Source organism: Shewanella sp. KX20019 (assembly GCF_016757755.1).
GTDB lineage: Bacteria > Pseudomonadota > Gammaproteobacteria > Enterobacterales > Shewanellaceae > Shewanella.
The window spans coordinates 2,808,221-2,825,695 of record NZ_CP068437.1 but is presented as its reverse complement, the minus strand read 5'-3'; the positions used below and the strand labels follow the sequence as shown (position 1 = coordinate 2,825,695).

Annotated in this window: 13 protein-coding genes and 4 tRNA genes; 8 read left to right on the top strand and 9 right to left on the bottom strand. The window is 42.5% G+C overall.

Annotated features, from left to right (window positions below):
- Positions 1 to 207: 207 nt before the first annotated feature.
- The 4 genes from JK628_RS12355 to JK628_RS12340 form a co-directional block, all read right to left on the bottom strand.
- Positions 208 to 292, bottom strand: a tRNA-Tyr gene (locus tag JK628_RS12355).
- A 76-nt stretch (positions 293 to 368) separates the two neighbouring features.
- Positions 369 to 453, bottom strand: a tRNA-Tyr gene (locus JK628_RS12350).
- A gap of 74 nt (positions 454 to 527) precedes the next feature.
- Positions 528 to 612, bottom strand: a tRNA-Tyr gene (locus tag JK628_RS12345).
- A gap of 31 nt (positions 613 to 643) precedes the next feature.
- Positions 644 to 728: transfer RNA gene (locus tag JK628_RS12340), tRNA-Tyr, on the bottom strand.
- 141 nt (positions 729 to 869) lie between these two features.
- Here JK628_RS12340 and JK628_RS12335 point away from each other — a divergent pair.
- From JK628_RS12335 to JK628_RS12325, 3 genes are all read left to right on the top strand, one after another.
- Positions 870 to 1,352 (top strand): VC2046/SO_2500 family protein, encoded by a 483-nt coding sequence (locus tag JK628_RS12335; RefSeq protein WP_202284858.1) that lies wholly within the window; start codon positions 870 to 872, stop codon positions 1,350 to 1,352.
- A gap of 73 nt (positions 1,353 to 1,425) precedes the next feature.
- Positions 1,426 to 1,713: a DUF406 family protein gene (locus JK628_RS12330; protein WP_202284856.1), complete on the top strand. Its 288-nt coding sequence runs from the start codon at positions 1,426 to 1,428 to the stop codon at positions 1,711 to 1,713.
- Between the two features lie 133 nt (positions 1,714 to 1,846).
- On the top strand, positions 1,847 to 4,018 hold the full coding sequence (locus tag JK628_RS12325; RefSeq protein ID WP_202284854.1) for a putative bifunctional diguanylate cyclase/phosphodiesterase: 2,172 nt from the start codon (positions 1,847 to 1,849) through the stop codon (positions 4,016 to 4,018).
- Positions 4,019 to 4,051: 33 nt separating this feature from the next.
- Here JK628_RS12325 and JK628_RS12320 read toward each other — a convergent pair whose 3' ends face one another.
- From JK628_RS12320 to JK628_RS12310, 3 genes are all read right to left on the bottom strand, one after another.
- Positions 4,052 to 4,531 carry a YchJ family protein gene (locus JK628_RS12320; RefSeq protein ID WP_237524007.1) on the bottom strand — a complete coding sequence of 160 codons (480 nt, stop codon included), beginning with the start codon at positions 4,529 to 4,531 and terminating at the stop codon, positions 4,052 to 4,054.
- On the bottom strand, positions 4,512 to 5,102 hold the full coding sequence (locus JK628_RS12315; protein WP_202284852.1) for a YybH family protein: 591 nt from the start codon (positions 5,100 to 5,102) through the stop codon (positions 4,512 to 4,514). The genes JK628_RS12320 and JK628_RS12315 overlap by 20 nt, the downstream gene beginning before the upstream one ends.
- A 298-nt stretch (positions 5,103 to 5,400) precedes the next feature.
- Entirely contained in the window at positions 5,401 to 7,236 is a 1,836-nt protein-coding gene (locus JK628_RS12310) for a M2 family metallopeptidase (protein WP_202284850.1), read from the bottom strand.
- Positions 7,237 to 7,422: 186 nt separating this feature from the next.
- Here JK628_RS12310 and JK628_RS12305 point away from each other — a divergent pair, with 186 nt between their 5' ends.
- Together JK628_RS12305 and JK628_RS12300 are read left to right on the top strand one after the other, a co-directional pair.
- On the top strand, positions 7,423 to 8,070 hold the full coding sequence (locus JK628_RS12305; RefSeq protein ID WP_202284848.1) for a TetR/AcrR family transcriptional regulator: 648 nt from the start codon (positions 7,423 to 7,425) through the stop codon (positions 8,068 to 8,070).
- A gap of 5 nt (positions 8,071 to 8,075) precedes the next feature.
- A complete protein-coding gene (locus JK628_RS12300) occupies positions 8,076 to 10,358 on the top strand; it encodes an acyl-CoA dehydrogenase (protein WP_202284846.1) in 2,283 nt (760 codons plus the stop codon).
- A gap of 298 nt (positions 10,359 to 10,656) precedes the next feature.
- On the opposite strand, the gene pyk is transcribed toward JK628_RS12300, so the two are convergent.
- On the bottom strand, positions 10,657 to 12,096 hold the full coding sequence (pyk, locus tag JK628_RS12295) for a pyruvate kinase (protein WP_202284844.1): 1,440 nt from the start codon (positions 12,094 to 12,096) through the stop codon (positions 10,657 to 10,659).
- Between the two features lie 184 nt (positions 12,097 to 12,280).
- Positions 12,281 to 13,135: a MurR/RpiR family transcriptional regulator gene (locus JK628_RS12290; RefSeq protein ID WP_202284842.1), complete on the bottom strand. Its 855-nt coding sequence runs from the start codon at positions 13,133 to 13,135 to the stop codon at positions 12,281 to 12,283.
- A 313-nt stretch (positions 13,136 to 13,448) separates the two neighbouring features.
- Between JK628_RS12290 and zwf the strand changes: the two genes are divergently transcribed.
- Genes zwf through edd form a run of 3 tightly spaced genes read left to right on the top strand, consistent with a single transcriptional unit; the run spans position 13,449 to position 17,471 of the window.
- Positions 13,449 to 14,921, top strand: a complete 1,473-nt coding sequence (gene zwf, locus JK628_RS12285; protein WP_202284840.1) for a glucose-6-phosphate dehydrogenase — start codon at positions 13,449 to 13,451, stop codon at positions 14,919 to 14,921.
- A 9-nt stretch (positions 14,922 to 14,930) separates the two neighbouring features.
- On the top strand, positions 14,931 to 15,635 hold the full coding sequence (gene pgl, locus JK628_RS12280; protein ID WP_202284838.1) for a 6-phosphogluconolactonase: 705 nt from the start codon (positions 14,931 to 14,933) through the stop codon (positions 15,633 to 15,635).
- Positions 15,636 to 15,644: 9 nt separating this feature from the next.
- A complete protein-coding gene (gene edd / locus JK628_RS12275; protein WP_202284836.1) occupies positions 15,645 to 17,471 on the top strand; it encodes a phosphogluconate dehydratase in 1,827 nt (608 codons plus the stop codon).
- The last annotated feature ends 4 nt before the right edge of the window (positions 17,472 to 17,475 follow it).

Sequence of the window (17,475 nt, the reverse complement as noted above, 5' to 3'; positions counted from 1 at the left end):
CCTTAGCAGATAATAATAAAGTTAAATCATAGTGAAATTAATGGCAGATTGGTAGCAGAAACCACGGCGATTATTTAGAAAAGGATCTGAGTAACATTTTGAATGTATTTGATTAACTTTATGATTAAAGTTTGACGAAGGATATTTTGTTGGAAAGGAGATCTGTAGAGATATCGGATATCTAGTTTGAAGTCGATAAATAAGAAGTGGTGGAGGGAGAAGGATTCGAACCTTCGAAGGCTGAGCCGTCAGATTTACAGTCTGATCCCTTTGGCCACTCGGGAACCCCTCCACATTTTCTTACTTCATCTTGCCCACAATATTGGCCTACTGTGGTTAATACTTATAACACTATCTTTGAAGTAAAGTGGTGGAGGGAGAAGGATTCGAACCTTCGAAGGCTGAGCCGTCAGATTTACAGTCTGATCCCTTTGGCCACTCGGGAACCCCTCCACATTTTACTTTCATCTTGCCCACAATATTGGCCTACTGCGGTTTACACTTATAACACAAATTCTAGATAGAAATGGTGGAGGGAGAAGGATTCGAACCTTCGAAGGCTGAGCCGTCAGATTTACAGTCTGATCCCTTTGGCCACTCGGGAACCCCTCCACGAATATCTTTCTATTAAATTGTGTGCAAATGGTGGAGGGAGAAGGATTCGAACCTTCGAAGGCTGAGCCGTCAGATTTACAGTCTGATCCCTTTGGCCACTCGGGAACCCCTCCTCAATTGCGGCGGCAATAGTAGTCAGATTTTTTTCCTGTGTAAAGCTTAAATTTGAAATAATGTCTAAAGTATTTGCTTAAGTGGTCGATTACATATCAACAGGTTGTTTTGTAGGTTTTTTTTTATGCAAATAGAGTATTATGCAAGCAATTAGCCCTTTGGTTAACGAATTACAGTTAGGCTCACGTCTTAACGGTGCTGTTGAGTCAAATCGTCGTGGCGAGTTTGCATTATTGCTATCTATGCTATCTGCCGATGCACGCGACATGGCACAATTCCAAACGCCTGAATTTAAAGATGTGGATCTGCGCAGCAAATTTAACCTAGGTGACAGTCAACCACTTTTAAACCAACTCCACAGTGGCTTACCTGTGATAAATAACAGTTCTTCATTCCAAAACGGCGGCAATAGTTGTTTCAGGCTCGCCAATGCTATTCATGAAGAAGCGCTCGTTATCCGACGTAAGGAAGCATTAGAGATGGAAGATGTCCTTGCAAACTGCGAGATAAACACACGTCTTCGACATCAAAATATCACCACTGAACAGCCTGTAAAACTGCACCATTTTGTTGACCAACTGGTTATGCAACGTCAAATGAGTGAATTAATTGCTCAAGCTTGAGAATGATCCCTTTGTTGCTTGTTAAGCTGATATATAATGTTTACATATACCTCGTGTAGAAAAGAGACTTAACATGAAAAATATTCAAAAAGCACAATCCGATTTAGTTAATGATACGTGTAATGATTGTGGTAGTTTTGTTGATGTTGGTGCCGTAATTGATGAACATGACACTGTTTTAGAGTTAATGTTATCTGGTGAAGATGCCGTTAAATTAGCAACAGAAGTCGCCACGAAAGCAAGTAATCGATTTGCTGATGTTACGAGTGAAGTAACAAGGGCTGGCGACGATATTAAGTTAGCACTAACCTTCTCATTTAGCGCAGAAAAGATGATTTTTCAGTTGGAGAATAGTTTGTAACAAAGCGTGGTATTTCTTGCTGGATTTACTGTTTTTCGGTATCTTCTTTGCTATAAAAAATTATTGTCAGGTCTGAGTTAAATACATGACCCACTTGGTAAGCCATTTTGCTTACCATTCTTTAGGACATCGAGTGAAGAAACATAGATACCAGAAACTGTTAGAACAAATTGTTAACTCTGCAGTAAAGCAAGAGGGTGACTTTCACGCTACTGCCAAAATGTCTGCTGAATTGCTTTTTGAACAACTCGATGTATCTCGCGTTGTTATTTCTGGTTTAAGTGAAGAAAGCAATATCTTAGAGCTAGTCTGTAATGAACCAGTGATCGCGCTCAACATAGAACACAAATCCCGTCCTCAGCCATCAGCTAGTCCAATTTTTGTTGAAGAACTTAGAGTTAACAGACACGTAGTTTCTGATGATTGTATTAAAGATAGTCGCCTTATTGAGCTCATTGAATATTATCAGCAACATGGAGTCAAAGCTGCTTTAGAGGTGGCGATAAGGATCAATGGTCATCTTGAGGGGGTATTGAGTTTAGAGCGTAATGCAGAGATTTCCGCATGGCAGGACTCGGAAATCCAACTGGCCTCTCAAGTTGCAGACCAACTCGCGCTGACATTAGCCACCAAATACTCTTATGATAAAGATGAACGGTTAAAGTTATTTCTGTCAGCAACTGAGCAGTCTGACCAGATCATGATGGTAGTGAACCTTGCGTCTGCCAATATTGAATATGTCAATCAGGCACATTTTGAGTTAACTAACATCTCCAAAGATCAAGTTGTTGGGCGCCCGGTTCAGACTTTAGAGTTCTTTAAACAGTTCCCAGAAAAAGCTGAAAGTTTGCTTGTAAAAGCAAGAGCTGGCGATAGCATTGAAGAGGAGATTAAACTTGTTCGTCGTGATGGGTCTGATTATTGGGTTCGGCTCAGCGTAAAGCGGTTTATCTCAGAAAGGGGCAATCACTTTGCGCTAATTAACGCCGATAACTGCACCGAACAGCATCTGCATCAGAGAGAATTAGAAAGGTTGGCTTGGCGCTGTAGTTTAACGGGATTATATAATCGAATTCACTTTGGTAAAGTGCTTGATAAAACCAAAGAGGGACACCTTGTCCTGATAGACCTTCGTGGTTTTAAACGCTTTAATGATACCTATGGTCATGCAAATGGCGACCTAATGTTAGTTGAAGTTGCAAGACGGATCCGGCATTTTGCAGAAATCAATCAGATTGCAGAGATAGCTCGCATAGGCAGTGATGAATTTGCTGTATTAATTTCAGCGTCACAGGACGCTAATGTCACTAATGGGTTGATTGAACGGCTATATAGTCAAGTTGAACTTCCTGTCAGCATCGGAATTGAGCAAATAGAACCCAAACCCGCTTTAGCTTGCGTCGATATTGCCTCTATTGAACAGCTTTTCCCTGCACTTACTTGCGCTGATATTGCGCTGCAGTATGCAAAAAATAAACAAGGTAATGCCATTCAAGTTTTTAACTCTGCATTACTTAATGCGTTTAAGGATGATGCACAGATAGAGCGAGATTTGGCGGTGGCAATAAAAGGCCGCCAGTTCGAACTTTACTATCAACCATTAAAAGATTTGAAAAAACAAGCTTACATCGGCGCAGAAGCACTTATTCGATGGCACCATCCTAAAAAAGGCGTGTTATATCCAGGGGCTTTTATCGATATTGCAGAACAAACCGGTCTGATCACGGATATTGGCTCATGGGTATTAGAAGCGGCTTGTAAACAACTTAACTTATGGCAACATCGTCAAATAGATATATCAATGCACGTTAATGTATCAGCAAGGCAGTTTTTTGGGGGGACGCTGTTTGAGCAAGTCTGGGAGTTGATAGGCCGTTACCGACTGAAACCACACAGTTTAATACTTGAAATTACAGAAACAGAATTGATGGAAGATATTCGTTCAGCAACCAATTTATGTAATGAATTAGCTGAGTTGGGTGTCGGTTTAGCGATTGATGATTTCGGTACTGGCTATAGCTCAATGCGCTATTTAAAACAGTTCCCAATCACTAAACTCAAAATTGATCGTTCATTCATTTCTGATCTATCTATTAGCCACGAAAGCCGAGAAATTGTGAGTGCAATTATAGCAATGGCCTCAGCATTGAATATTTCACTCACTGCTGAAGGAGTTGAAACAAAAGAGCAGGAACTGTTCTTAGCCGATCACCTTTGCCATCAAGCCCAAGGCTTTTTATACAGCCCTGCATTACGAGTCTCCGAGTTCGGCGAATTTTTAGAAAAGTCGGTGTTAGTGCATTAGGGGCAATCTACTGTAAAACTCGCTTTGACAAGGTTACAAGCAACACTGCTTAAACTTCTTGCTGCTACCGCAAACACACAATGCATTTCTCTTGGGATAAACAGGATCTTTCTGTACGCCATCGGTGTAATACCAGCGACCATTTTCCTTTATAAAATTAGAGTATTCATGTATCGCATCAAGGGCGTTGCTCTTGTTGTCTCTGAACCACGCTTGGAAGGTAACAGTACCTTGGTCACCAATGACGTTAGATGAAATGACATCTAACGTTAACCAATGTGGTTGTGGACCATCACTTAACGTTTGTTGCGTTAAGTCAAATAGATAATTTTTATGGTGAGTGTCAATGAGGTACGCAAACAACCCTAAATAGAAAGCACTAAAGCGTGAGCGCATTAATTGTTCAGGATTTAGTGCTTTGACACCCAAGTGCAGTGGTTGGCAGCAATCGTTATAGGTCTTAAGTGAGCAACAAGGGCAAGGTCTTGTGGGATCAATGTTCGGGTTCATCATGAATTTTGGGCTTTACGTAGCTATTTATCGCTGAAAATTGACGACCATAATAAAGGTTTAAAGAGGGTTTAGCATTAAAATAAAATGCAGCTTCAGCACGGTTATTAGTATCTACCGTTAAGTACCATTTACCGTTTGCTTTCTTTTTAGACACAGTGACAAATTTTCCTGCAAATTCACTAACAGGCTCACCGGCATCAACCGATGGGTGAAAACGGATCAGATAGTAGCCGATATCTGTTGCACTTGTGCCTTCAATATTTCTTTCGATGACTCTAAAGTCCACTTCTATTTTGGCTTTTTTATGTTGTATTTTTCCAAAAAAAGTTTTGTAAAGCGCAACAATATTGTCTCGTCCCACCGTAATCTCTTCGCCTTGGCTTTCAGGAATATAGCAGGCGTCTTCCGAATAAATAGATTGGATTCTACTGACATCTAACTCGTTAAATGCTTCGTTAAAATGAGTATAAAGTTCGTTTAACGCTTCGTTATCATTGGCGAAGGCTAAATGCATCGCTGCCAAGTACAGACAAACTGCTAGTGTTAAACGATGAGTTGCTTTTTTAAACATGTATGACTTCAAAAAATAATTCCTACTATCACTATAATAGACAGCCTTATTGAACTAAAGAATTAGATCTTTACAAGATGTGTAAAACTAGCGATTACTTCACAAATTTTCTTGTTAACTACGGTTTTTGGAACAACTCTTTAGTGGCATTGGTTTAAGCACTGTATGTTGTTAGCGAGTTCAAGCTTAAGTCGGTAGACTGATTAAGCTGTATAAAAATAGAAAAGCCACTTTCCCTTTGAGAAAAATGGCTTCTATTTACTCGGCTAAAACGAATACAAACAGTGCTAGATAAAGTTTACCATCCGCATTGGCGGTTAGCTGTTTTATTTTGTTGATCCAACCAGCTTTGCAGTGGAGCAAAATAATCAAGTACGGCTTTGGCATCCATCTCTTTGGTGCCTGTAACCGCGGCTAACGCTTCAGGCCAAGGCTTGCTTTGTCCCATCTCGAGCATGGTATTTAGCTTCGCGCCAGCTTCTTTATTACCATAAATACTACAGCGATGAACTGGACCTGTATCACCAGCAACTTCACAGAGTGCTTTATGGAATTGGAACTGCAGTATATGGGCTAAGAAATAGCGTGTATAAGGCACATTACCAGGTACATGATATTTAGCACCTGGATCGAAGTCACTTTCACTACGGGCGATTGGGGCTTTTACACCTTGGTATTTTTCGCGTAATTCCCACCAAGCTTGGTTATATTGCTCTGGTGTGATCTCGCCACTAAATACCTTCCAGCGCCATTGATCGATCATTAATCCGAAGGGTAAGAACGCAACCTTATCCAACGCTTGTTTTAAAAGTAAACCTATATCTTTTGAGGCATCAGGTACTTCGTCAAGTAGACCAATCTGCTTTAAGTAGTTTGGCGTGATTGATAGAGCAACAGTGTCACCAATGGCTTCATGAAAGCCGTCATTAGCACTGTTTTTAAAGATAAAGGGTTGCTCTTTATAGGCGCGTTGATAGAAGTTGTGTCCGAGTTCATGATGAATCACGGTAAAGTCTTCAGCTGTCTTTTGGATACACATCTTTATGCGTATATCGTCGAGATTATCCAGATCCCATGCTGAAGCGTGACAAACTACATCACGATCCTCTGGTTGAACGAAAAGAGAACGTTTCCAAAAAGTATCAGGTAATTCATCAAAACCTAACGAGGTAAAAAAGCCTTCGGCTTGTTTAACCATCTTAATTTCATCAAAGTTATGTTTTGCGAGTAACTCTGTGACATCGTAGCCTGGATCTGCGTCTTCAGGCGCTACTTGATCATAAACATTGCCCCAGCTTTGTGCCCACATGTTGCCTAAAAGGTGAGCAGGGATCGGCCCTGATGCTGGCGCTACCGATTCGCCATATTGTTCGTTAAGCTCGCCGCGAACATAGCAATGTAGTGAGTCATAAAGTGGCTTAACTTGTCCCCAAAGGCGATCTAGTTCATTTGAAAACTCGTCGGGCTTCATATCATATTGGCTGCGCCATAATTCAGATAGATTGGCATAACCAAGATCTTGAGCTCCTTCGTTAGCGAGTTCTACTTCTCGTTCAAACAGAGGTCGCATAGGTTTTGCAATTTCACGCCACCCTTGCCACACTTCAAGCAACTCCTCTGGGTTGTTTGATTCGCCCATAATCGCCGATAGCTCGGGCTGGGTTAAACAACGTCCGTCTTCGAAACAATACTTTCCTTTACCGTATAGGCCATTCAATTTTGAACTAATATTGGCTAATTCGGCATTTTTTGCTGGATCCAAAGGTGCTGGAAGCACAATAGAACTGCGTAGAATGTTTAGCTTTCTTTTATCAGCGTCGTTTAACGGTAGGTCAGCGTACTGAGCTGACTGTGTCGCGAGCTTTACAGATGTACCTGTGTACTTCTCTGAAACACTGGCTGATAGTGCAGCTGTATCTTCGGTGATAAAGTTACTATAAATCCACTCTGAACGATTGCTCTCTATTGATAAGTCGGCCATTTGTGCTTCGGCATCAGCTATAAACTGTTGCGCTTCAAGTGTTTTATCAACAGCAGGTGTGCTGACCGCTTCAGTCTTAGTACATGCTGTCGCGCCGAGTGAAATTGCAATTAAAGCGGATAACTTAGAAACCTTGGTAAAGGTCATGTTCATCTGTCAAAATCCCTTGTTATTTTTGTGTTGCTTATTCTACTTATTTTGTTGCCGATTGATAGTGATGAAGCTGAGATGGGGGAAATCGCGTACATATGTAAGGTAAACAGGGTTTTTGTTTGACAAAAAGCAAGCGAGTGTTTAATTTAAACGAGTGTTTTAAATTGAATAAATAAAGGCAACGGAATGGCAAATCGCTCCGATACAAAAACAAGAATACTGGATGCAGCAGAAAAGCTATTTGCAGAGAGAGGTTTTTCAGAAACATCTCTTAGACTAATCACAAGTAAGGCTGAAGTAAACCTAGCATCTGTTAATTACCATTTCGGCTCAAAAAAAGAGTTGATAAGAGCGGTTTTAGCACGTTATCTAGATGTCTTTATGCCAACTGCTGCCGAGGCTATTATAGCGGTCCGCGATGCTGATGCGAATGCATCGCTAGATGATATATTTTCAACCTTGGTTAATCCATTGCTCGATCTTAATCAAGTTAGGGCGGAAGGCACAACGACCTTTTTGCAACTTTTAGGACGAGGTTATATTGAAAGCCAAGGACATCTGCGCTGGTTTATAACTACCCATTACGGCAAGTACCTAAGCTTATTTGTTAAAGCCGTTGGAGAGAGTACACCACATATTCCACCCGCAGAGATGTTTTGGCGTTTACACTTTACCTTAGGTACGGTTGTTTTCACTATGGCTTCAGCAGACGCACTAACTGAAATTGCTGCTGCAGATTTTGGCGAACACAATGATATAGAAGCGGTTATTCGAAAAGTTATCCCTTATCTATCGGCGGGGGTATCGGTTCCTGTTAACAAGGATGCAATGTAGAAATTATGTTTATTACGTTATTAGTACTCTTGATTGTCGCTGTCGTGGTCATATTTAGTGTGAAGAGCATTAGAATGCAGCTGGTGACGCGGCCTGTTTTTAGTTTTTTTAAGAAAGTGCTGCCTCCTTTGTCGGATACCGAAAAAGAAGCAATGGAAGCGGGCGATGTCTGGTGGGAGGGAGAGCTTTTTAAGGGGAAACCTAATTGGCAAACCTTACATAGTTACGGTAAACCGACATTAACTTCTGAAGAACAAGATTTTATAGGTAATCAAGTCGAAACGGCGTTAGCTATGATTGACGATTATGACATCGTGACTAATCGCAAGGATCTTCCTCCGGAGCTTTGGCAGTACTTTAAGAAAGAGGGCTTTTTTGCCCTGATTATTCCCAAAAAGTTCGGTGGTCGTGCCTTTTCTGCTTATGCCAACTCTACGATAGTGAGTAAAATTGCCAGCAGAAGTGTGAGTGCTGCTGTTACTGTGATGGTGCCTAACTCTCTAGGCCCTGGGGAGTTGCTAACGCATTACGGTACAACGGAGCAAAAGGATTTTTGGTTACCGAAACTAGCCGACGGACAGGCTATCCCTTGTTTTGCTCTAACTGGGCCTGAAGCTGGCAGTGATGCTGGTGCAATTCCTGATAGTGGGATTGTCTGTCGCCAAGAGTTTAATGGTGAAGAAACCTTAGGTTTAAAGCTCAATTGGAATAAACGCTATATAACACTTGCCCCTGTGGCTGATGTATTAGGACTCGCTTTTCAGATGTATGATCCAGACGGACTGCTTGGAGAGCAAAAGCATATAGGTATCACATGTGCACTGATCCCAACTGATCACCCTGGTGTTGAAATTGGCCGTCGTCATAACCCATTACACTTGGCCTTTATGAACGGTACTACTCACGGCAAGGAAGTCTTTATTCCGCTAGATTGGATCATTGGTGGGCCGCAGTACGCGGGCCGTGGCTGGCGAATGCTGGTTGAGTGTTTATCTGCTGGGCGGGGAATTTCATTACCTGCGCTTTCTACAGCTTTAGGGCAGATGGCGACTAAATCCACAACGGCTTACAGTGCTGTAAGACAACAATTTGGTATGCCAATTGGTCAGTTTGAAGGTGTACAAGAAGCGTTAGCGCGGATCATTAGTAATACTTACCAGTTGGAAGCTGCAAGACGATTAACGACGACGGGAATCGATCTTAACGTAAAGCCCTCTATTGTTACCGCAATTGCCAAATATCATATGACAGAGTTGGGTCGCCAAGTCATGGACGATGCTATGGATATTCAATCGGGTAAGGGCATCCAATTAGGTCCGAAAAATTATCTAGGGAATGCTTATATAGCGCAACCCATAGCTATTACGGTAGAGGGCGCGAATATTCTGACCCGCAGTTTAATGATTTTTGGTCAGGGAGCGACACGCTGTCACCCCTATGTGTTGGCGGAAATGGAAGCCGCGGGAATGGAAGATAAGCCTGCAGGTCTTGAGCGATTTGATGCACTTTTAACGGGCCATATTGGTTATGCAGCTCGTAATGCCTTTAGTGCTTTTAGTCACGCATTGTCGGGGAGTGTGTTTGCCGCGTCTCCAGTCAGTGGCGAAACAAAGCAGTACTATAAAAGTATGACACGTATATCTTCTGCATTAGCGATAATGACGGATATGTCGATGTTGATGTTAGGCGGGGATCTTAAACGTAAAGAGATGTTGAGTGCTAGAATGGGTGATGTACTCAGCCAGTTATACTTAGCATCTGCAACGTTAAAGTTGTTTGAAGATAATGGTCGCCAGTTTGATGATCTGCCTACGGTTAAACATGTGATGGCAACTCGATTACATTTAGCAGCTAAAGCACTCGATGAAGCGATTCGTAACTTCCCCAACCGCGCAGTGGCAGCCTTGCTGAGGGTGATGATTTTCCCACTAGGCAATCACTTTAACCTGCCTGATGATCAGTTATCAATTGAGGTGTGCAATTCTATGAGCACACCAGGTCCTGCTCGCGATAGATTGACGTTCTTGTGTCCTAACATCAAAGACGATAAAAGCGGAATAGCAGAGGTAGAAAATGCCTTTATCGCCAAACATGAGTGCAAAGTACTCTTTAGGCGATTAAAGCAGGCACAAAGAGAGGGGAGCTTGCCGCGGAAACTTGAGCCGCAAACATTGTTTGAATCAGCTCTTGAGCTTGATTTAATCAATAAGGCAGAGCATCAACAGCTGAGTGACGCGGATCAATTACGATTGGCTGCGATAAATGTGGATGACTTCGAAGTACTATAAAGGACTGTGGGGCTGTAAAATACCTTTTTCAGCTATTGCAGATTATTGATGCATACAGCTAGACATAAAATCCGTTGAATTTAATTCAGCGGATTTTTTTATGCCGACAGTATTAAGTCAAAGCTTCCACCCACGCTCCATTAACAAAATTGATTGACCGGTGGATAAAGGAGGGATACAAGATTTTTGATGAGACTTAAAGAGATAGTATGTAGGCAGGATACAAAAAATGCATGCCAGTAATTAACTGACATGCATTTATTTAAGGCGCTTTGTTAAGACTCAAACGAGTCATAAACTAGGCTACAATGACAACCTTGCTAGTGTTAGTACCACCAACAGTTTCCATTGCATCACCTTTAGTCATCATCGCCATGTCACCACTTTGTAGGTAACCGGCAGCAGTTAAGGTTTCTAAGGCTTTTTGAGCAATTACTTCAGGAGCATAAGCTGTTGAATCAAAATAGACAGGTTGAACTCCACGGTAAAGTGCCATCTTAGCAAGAGTCACTTCATGACGTGACAACGCAAAAATCGGTAGCGCTGAACTGATACGAGACATCATTTGCGGCGTAGCACCAGACTCTGTCAATGCAACAATTGCTTTAACACCATCTAAATGGTTTGCAGCATACATTGTTGAAAGCGCAATAGTCTCTTCAATTGTGGTGAACTGTTGATCAAGTCTATGCTTCGATACTTGTACACTTGGGTGTAACTCTGCACCTAAACAAACTTCAGACATCGCTTTAACAGTTTCTTCTGGGAAGTCACCGGCAGCGGTTTCAGCTGAAAGCATCACAGCGTCAGTTCCATCAAGCACTGCGTTTGCAACGTCCATGACTTCAGCACGAGTTGGCATTGGGCTTGTTATCATTGACTCCATCATTTGAGTCGCTGTGATAACTGGCTTATTAAGCTGACGAGAGCGGCTAATCAGTTTCTTTTGAACAGCAACAAGTGCTGGATCACCAATCTCAACACCCAGATCGCCACGTGCAACCATAACGGCATCTGATGCGATGATAACGTCATCCATAGCTTCATCAGAAACTACAGCTTCAGCACGCTCAACTTTAGACACTATCAGCGCGTTACTACCGGCTTTTTGTGCTAAATCACGTGCATAATTGAGGTCAGCGCCACTACGTGGGAAAGATACTGCTAAATAATCAACTTTAATCTCCGCTGCAGTGATGATATCGCGCTTATCTTTTTCAGTTAACGCAGCAGCAGATAAACCACCGCCTTGCTTGTTGATGCCTTTATTATTAGATAAAGGACCAGCAACAGTAACAATAGTGTGAACTTTATTACCGTCTACTTTTTCAACTCGTAACTGAACACGACCATCATCGAGCATCAGAATGTCGCCTAGGCTGACATCTTTTGGTAGCTCTTTATAATCGATACCCACTTGATTCTCATCGCCTTCGCCTTTTCCAAGATCACCATCTAAGGTATAAGCTTGCCCTAAGGTTAGCTGTACCTTTTTGTTGTCTTTAAAAGTTGAAATACGAATTTTAGGACCTTGTAGATCGCCAAGTACGGCAACGTGTACACCGAGCTCTTTCGCAATAGCTCGTGTATCGTCTGCGCGTTTTTTGTGATCTTCTGGTACACCGTGAGAGAAGTTTAAGCGAACAACGTTAGCGCCGGCAGCAATAATGCGGCGTAGGTTGTCATCACGATCAGTGGCTGGGCCCAAAGTTGTTACAATTTTGGTTCTGCGGAACATGACATACTCCGTTAAGTTTTAAAAAATTCTGACACTATATTAACAGACAATACCCTTAATTGTAGTAAAATTACGAACAAAATGATCTATCTCAAGTTTTTAATTTTGTGAGCCATTGCAACATTATTAGACTAAAGGACAGTATAGCGATGGCTAAACTGTCCCAAGTCATGTCGAAAGCCACTTACAGAATGGGATCTTTGTCTATTCTAGATTCTTTCAATACTTCTTTAACTCGCTTCAGGTTTTCACGGAATCGAGGACCTCTTCGCAATGTAAATCCTGTCGCTAATACATCAATTATAACCAACTGTGCCAAACGTGAAGCCATAGGGAGGTACATATCTGTGTCTTCTGGGACTTCCATCGTTACAGGCAGTGTACAGACGGTAGAGAGAGGCGAGTTACGGGCGGTGATACCTATGACGGCAGCGCCATTCTCTCTAGCCAGCTTTGCTATATCAATGAGTGACTTAGTTCGGCCTGTATGTGAAATAAGTACCACAACGTCACCTTCATTGCTGTTAATACAACTCATGCGTTGCATAAGAACATCGTCAAAGCAGATGACTGGAACATTAAAGCGGAAAAATTTATTTTGGGCGTCATGAGCAACGGATGCTGATGCACCAAGACCAAAGAAAGAGATTTTCTTTGCTTGAGTAAGAACATCAACAGCCTTGTTAATTGCAGCGGTATCTATGCTTTGTCTCGCGGTATCGAGCGATGCCATCGATGACTCAAATATTTTTGTAGTATATGAGTCTGGGCTATCGTCCTCTTCTACGTGGCGGCTTACATATGGTGTACCATTAGCAAGGCTTTGGGCAAGGTGCAACTTAAAGTCTGGGAAACCCTTAGTATCAAGACGGCGGCAGAAACGGTTTACCGTCGGTTCACTGACATCTGCCATTTTGGCCAGTGTAGCTATACTAGAGTGAATTGCCGTTTGCGGTGAAGAAAGGATAACTTCGGCTACTTTACGTTCAGATTTACTAAAATGGGTAAGGCTTTTTTGGACCTTTTCTAAGGTATTCATATACGTATGTCCATTCAATAGTAATGTAGTTTTATTATGTTGTTATAGTGCTGTAACTGGCAAACCATGTACAAGGCTGGCAAAGCACCTAAGCTGAAATAAAATTATAAAGATAACAGGTACAAAGATGATAAAATTCAGTAATTTTATCACGAAAGCATATCAGAAATTGCGTCAACATGCCTAATAGACTGAGTTGAAGTTTATTAGAGAATTTAGATGCAATTCTTGATATCTGTTGTTATATTACAACAAATATGTGAAATCTCATCAAAAATGGTGGGACACAGGATCAAAAGGAGATGTTGAAGCTATGGGCATAACAACACCAGAAGCCAAAGCTTGTGATTTTGTTCTATTTGGTACCAAGGGCGACCTCGCTAAGCGAAAATTGTTGCCATCTCTATATCAGTTAGATAAAGCAAACTTATTGAATGTAGAGACCAAAGTACTAGGCGTTGCAAAAGATGACTTTACTCAAGAGGAGTATCGTGAATTAGTGACTACGGCATTGAAGACCTTTGTAAAAGACGAATTGTGTGAAGACACCGTAAATCGTTTTTTAGATCGCTGTCATTATGTAGGCACAAATTTCACGGTTTCAGAGGGGTATAAGGCGTTCCATGATGTTTTAGAGCCTGAAAAAAGAGTGATGGTAAGTTACTTTGCTACACCGCCTTCTATTTTCGGTGATATATGCCGCTGCCTAAACGAACAAAATCTCATCTTCCCTGATTCTCGAGTTGTGTTAGAAAAACCTATTGGCTCAGATCTCGCTACTTCTAAAATTATCAACGACCAAGTTTCTGCCTACTTCAACGAAAATCAAGTTTACCGAATAGACCATTACTTAGGTAAGGAAACGGTTCAAAACCTACTTGCGCTACGTTTTGCTAATTCACTGTTCGCATCTAAGTGGGATAATCGTACCATTGACCATGTGCAACTCACCGTTGCTGAAGAGGTGGGTATTGAAGGACGTTGGGGTTACTTCGATAAAGCGGGTCAGATGCGCGATATGATCCAGAACCATCTACTGCAAGTATTGACGCTGGTTGCTATGGATCCTCCTGTCAATCTTGACGCCGATAATATTCGTGATGAGAAAGTCAAAGTACTTAAGTCACTACGCCCGATAAACTCTGATAATATCTACGAAAATACAGTTCGTGGTCAGTACTCCAGCGGATTCCTAAAAGGGGCTCCAGTACCTGGCTATCTAGAGGAAGAGGGCGCTAATGTTCATTCCAACGCTGAAACTTTCGTTGCACTTAGAGTCGATATTGATAACTGGCGTTGGGCTGGCGTGCCATTCTATTTAAGAAGTGGCAAACGTATGCCATTTAAGAGTTCTGAAATTGTGGTTTATTTCAAGAATCCGCCACATAACTTATATAGCTCTAATTACCGTAACTTGCCGCCAAATAAACTGACAATTCGTCTTCAGCCTCATGAAGGGGTTGAGATCCAAATGCTTAATAAAGTGCCTGGCTTAGGTGAAAAGCAGCGCCTACAAACAACCAAGCTCGATCTGAGTTTTTCTGACACCTTCAAAAATGAGCGCATTGCTGATGCATATGAACGTTTGTTATTAGAAGCGATGTTGGGAAATCAGGCTCTGTTTGTTCGTCGCGATGAAGTAGAACAAGCGTGGAATTGGGTTGATGGCATTATCCAAGCTTGGGAAGAAACTGACGAAAAACCTAAGCCATATCCTGCTGGGACATGGGGACCTGTTGCTTCTATTGCCTTGATTACTAAAGACGGCCGTTCTTGGGACGAGTAGGGGATACTGATGATTAAAGAAAGCGTTTTCAAATCATTCGATAGTAAAGATGCGCTTGAAGTGCAGCTTGCTGACCGAATCGCCAACCAGTTACAAGAAGCTGTTGATGCTAAGGGAAAGGCAAGCTTAGTCGTTTCTGGCGGCTCGACACCTTTAAAGCTTTTTGAGTTATTAAGTAAGAGATCTATTGATTGGAACGACGTCTACATTACATTGGCTGATGAACGGTGGGTCGACAACGATCATGGCGACTCTAATGAAAGACTGGTTAGAAATAACTTGCTTAAAAATCGTGCCGCTAATGCCAAGTTTTGTGGTCTGAAAAATATGTACTCTACTCCGGAAGAGGGGCGAGTCATGACTATGGAACAGCTAGCACATTTTCCGAAACCGTTTGATGTAGTGGTACTCGGTATGGGTAATGACGGACATACCTGTTCTTGGTTTCCTTGCGCTGAAGCGCAAGAGCTTGAAAATGCACTAACAACAAAAGATTTATGTGTAGCAGTTACCCCTGGTAATGCACCACATGCACGTATATCGCTGTCAAAGGCTGGCATTCTCGCTAGCCGTCAAATCTATTTACATATCGTTGGTGAACAGAAACTTGATGTTTATCGACAAGCACTAGCAGACAATGATAGTAGTGAAATGCCGATCAGAGCTGTACTCGATCAGCACAAAACGCCTGTTGATGTTTACTGGAGCGCCTAAGGAGTAATTATGCACACCGTTGTACAGTCTGTTACAGACAGAATTATTGCACGAAGCAAAGATTCCCGCGCTAAGTACCTTGCGGCTTTAGAAGATGCAAAAAATAGAGGCGTTCATCGTAGCGCATTGAGTTGCGGTAATTTAGCACATGGTTTTGCGGCGTGTAATCCCGCAGACAAATCTGCGATAAAGCAACTTACAAAAGCTAATATCGGTATTGTCACCTCATTTAATGACATGTTATCTGCGCACCAGCCTTACGGCGAATATCCCGATCTTTTGAAGCAGGCTTGTAGCGAAATCGGTAGCGTAGCGCAAGTCGCTGGCGGAGTACCCGCAATGTGTGACGGCGTAACGCAAGGCCAACCTGGAATGGAGCTGAGCTTATTAAGTCGTGAAGTCATTGCAATGGGCACGGCTGTTGGTTTGTCACACAATATGTTCGATGGTGCATTATTGCTGGGTATTTGCGATAAAATCGTACCAGGACTACTTATTGGTGCCTTAAGCTTTGGTCACCTGCCAATGCTGTTTGTACCTGCTGGCCCAATGAAGTCAGGGATCCCGAATAAAGAGAAAGCCCGTATTCGCCAAAAGTATGCTCAAGGTGAAGTCGATAGAGAAGCATTGCTTGATGCTGAGTCAAAGTCTTACCATAGTGCAGGTACATGTACCTTTTACGGTACGGCGAATAGTAATCAGTTGATGCTCGAAGTGATGGGCCTACAACTACCTGGCTCCTCTTTCGTCAACCCTGATGATCCTCTACGTGAAGTATTAAGTAAAACAGCGGCTAAGCAAGTTTGTCGTCTTACTGAAGTGGGTACGCAGTACACGCCTATTGGACAGATAGTATCAGAAAAGTCTGTCGTTAACGGTATTGTTGCACTGCTCGCGACTGGCGGCTCTACTAACTTGACTATGCACATAGTTGCAGCCGCACGAGCCGCTGGCGTTATTGTTAACTGGGATGATTTCTCAGAGCTATCTGATGCAGTCCCATTATTGGCTCGAGTTTATCCAAACGGGCATGCAGATATTAACCATTTCCATGCCGCTGGCGGCATGGCATTCCTGATTAAGGAACTGCTCGACGGCGGTCTATTGCATGAAGATGTAGACACTGTTGTCGGACATGGGCTTAAGCGTTACACCCAAGAACCTCAGATCCGCGATGGTCAACTAACTTGGGTCGATGGTCAGCGCAGGAGCTTAGACACTGAAGTACTCACAAGTTTAGATACACCTTTCCAAGCCAACGGTGGCTTAAAGTTACTGAAAGGTAACCTCGGTCGAGCGGTTATCAAAGTCTCTGCAGTTCAAGATCAACATCGCATTGTTGAAGCTCCCGCGGTTGTTATTGATGATCAGAACAAACTCGAAGCTATCTTTAATGCGGGTGACTTAGATAAAGATTGTGTCGTTGTAGTGAAAGGACAGGGCCCTAAAGCTATTGGTATGCCTGAACTGCACAAGTTAACGCCAATTTTAGGTACGCTACAAGACCGCGGCTATAAGGTTGCTTTGCTTACCGATGGCCGTATGTCTGGCGCATCAGGTAAGGTTCCTGCTGCAATCCACTTAACACCTGAAGCACTCGATGGCGGCTTAATTGCCAAAATCCATAATGGTGATTTAGTGCGTGTAAATGCGATGACAGGTGAGCTAAGTCTTCTAGTCGATGAAGCCGAGCTTCTTGCTAGAACCGCTGAAAAAGTCGATCTGCACAAAACAAGCTATGGCATGGGACGTGAACTCTTCGGAGCACTGAGAGCTAGCCTAAGTAGTCCTGAAACAGGTGCCCGCAGTACTAGCGCCATAGATGAAAATTATTAAAGAC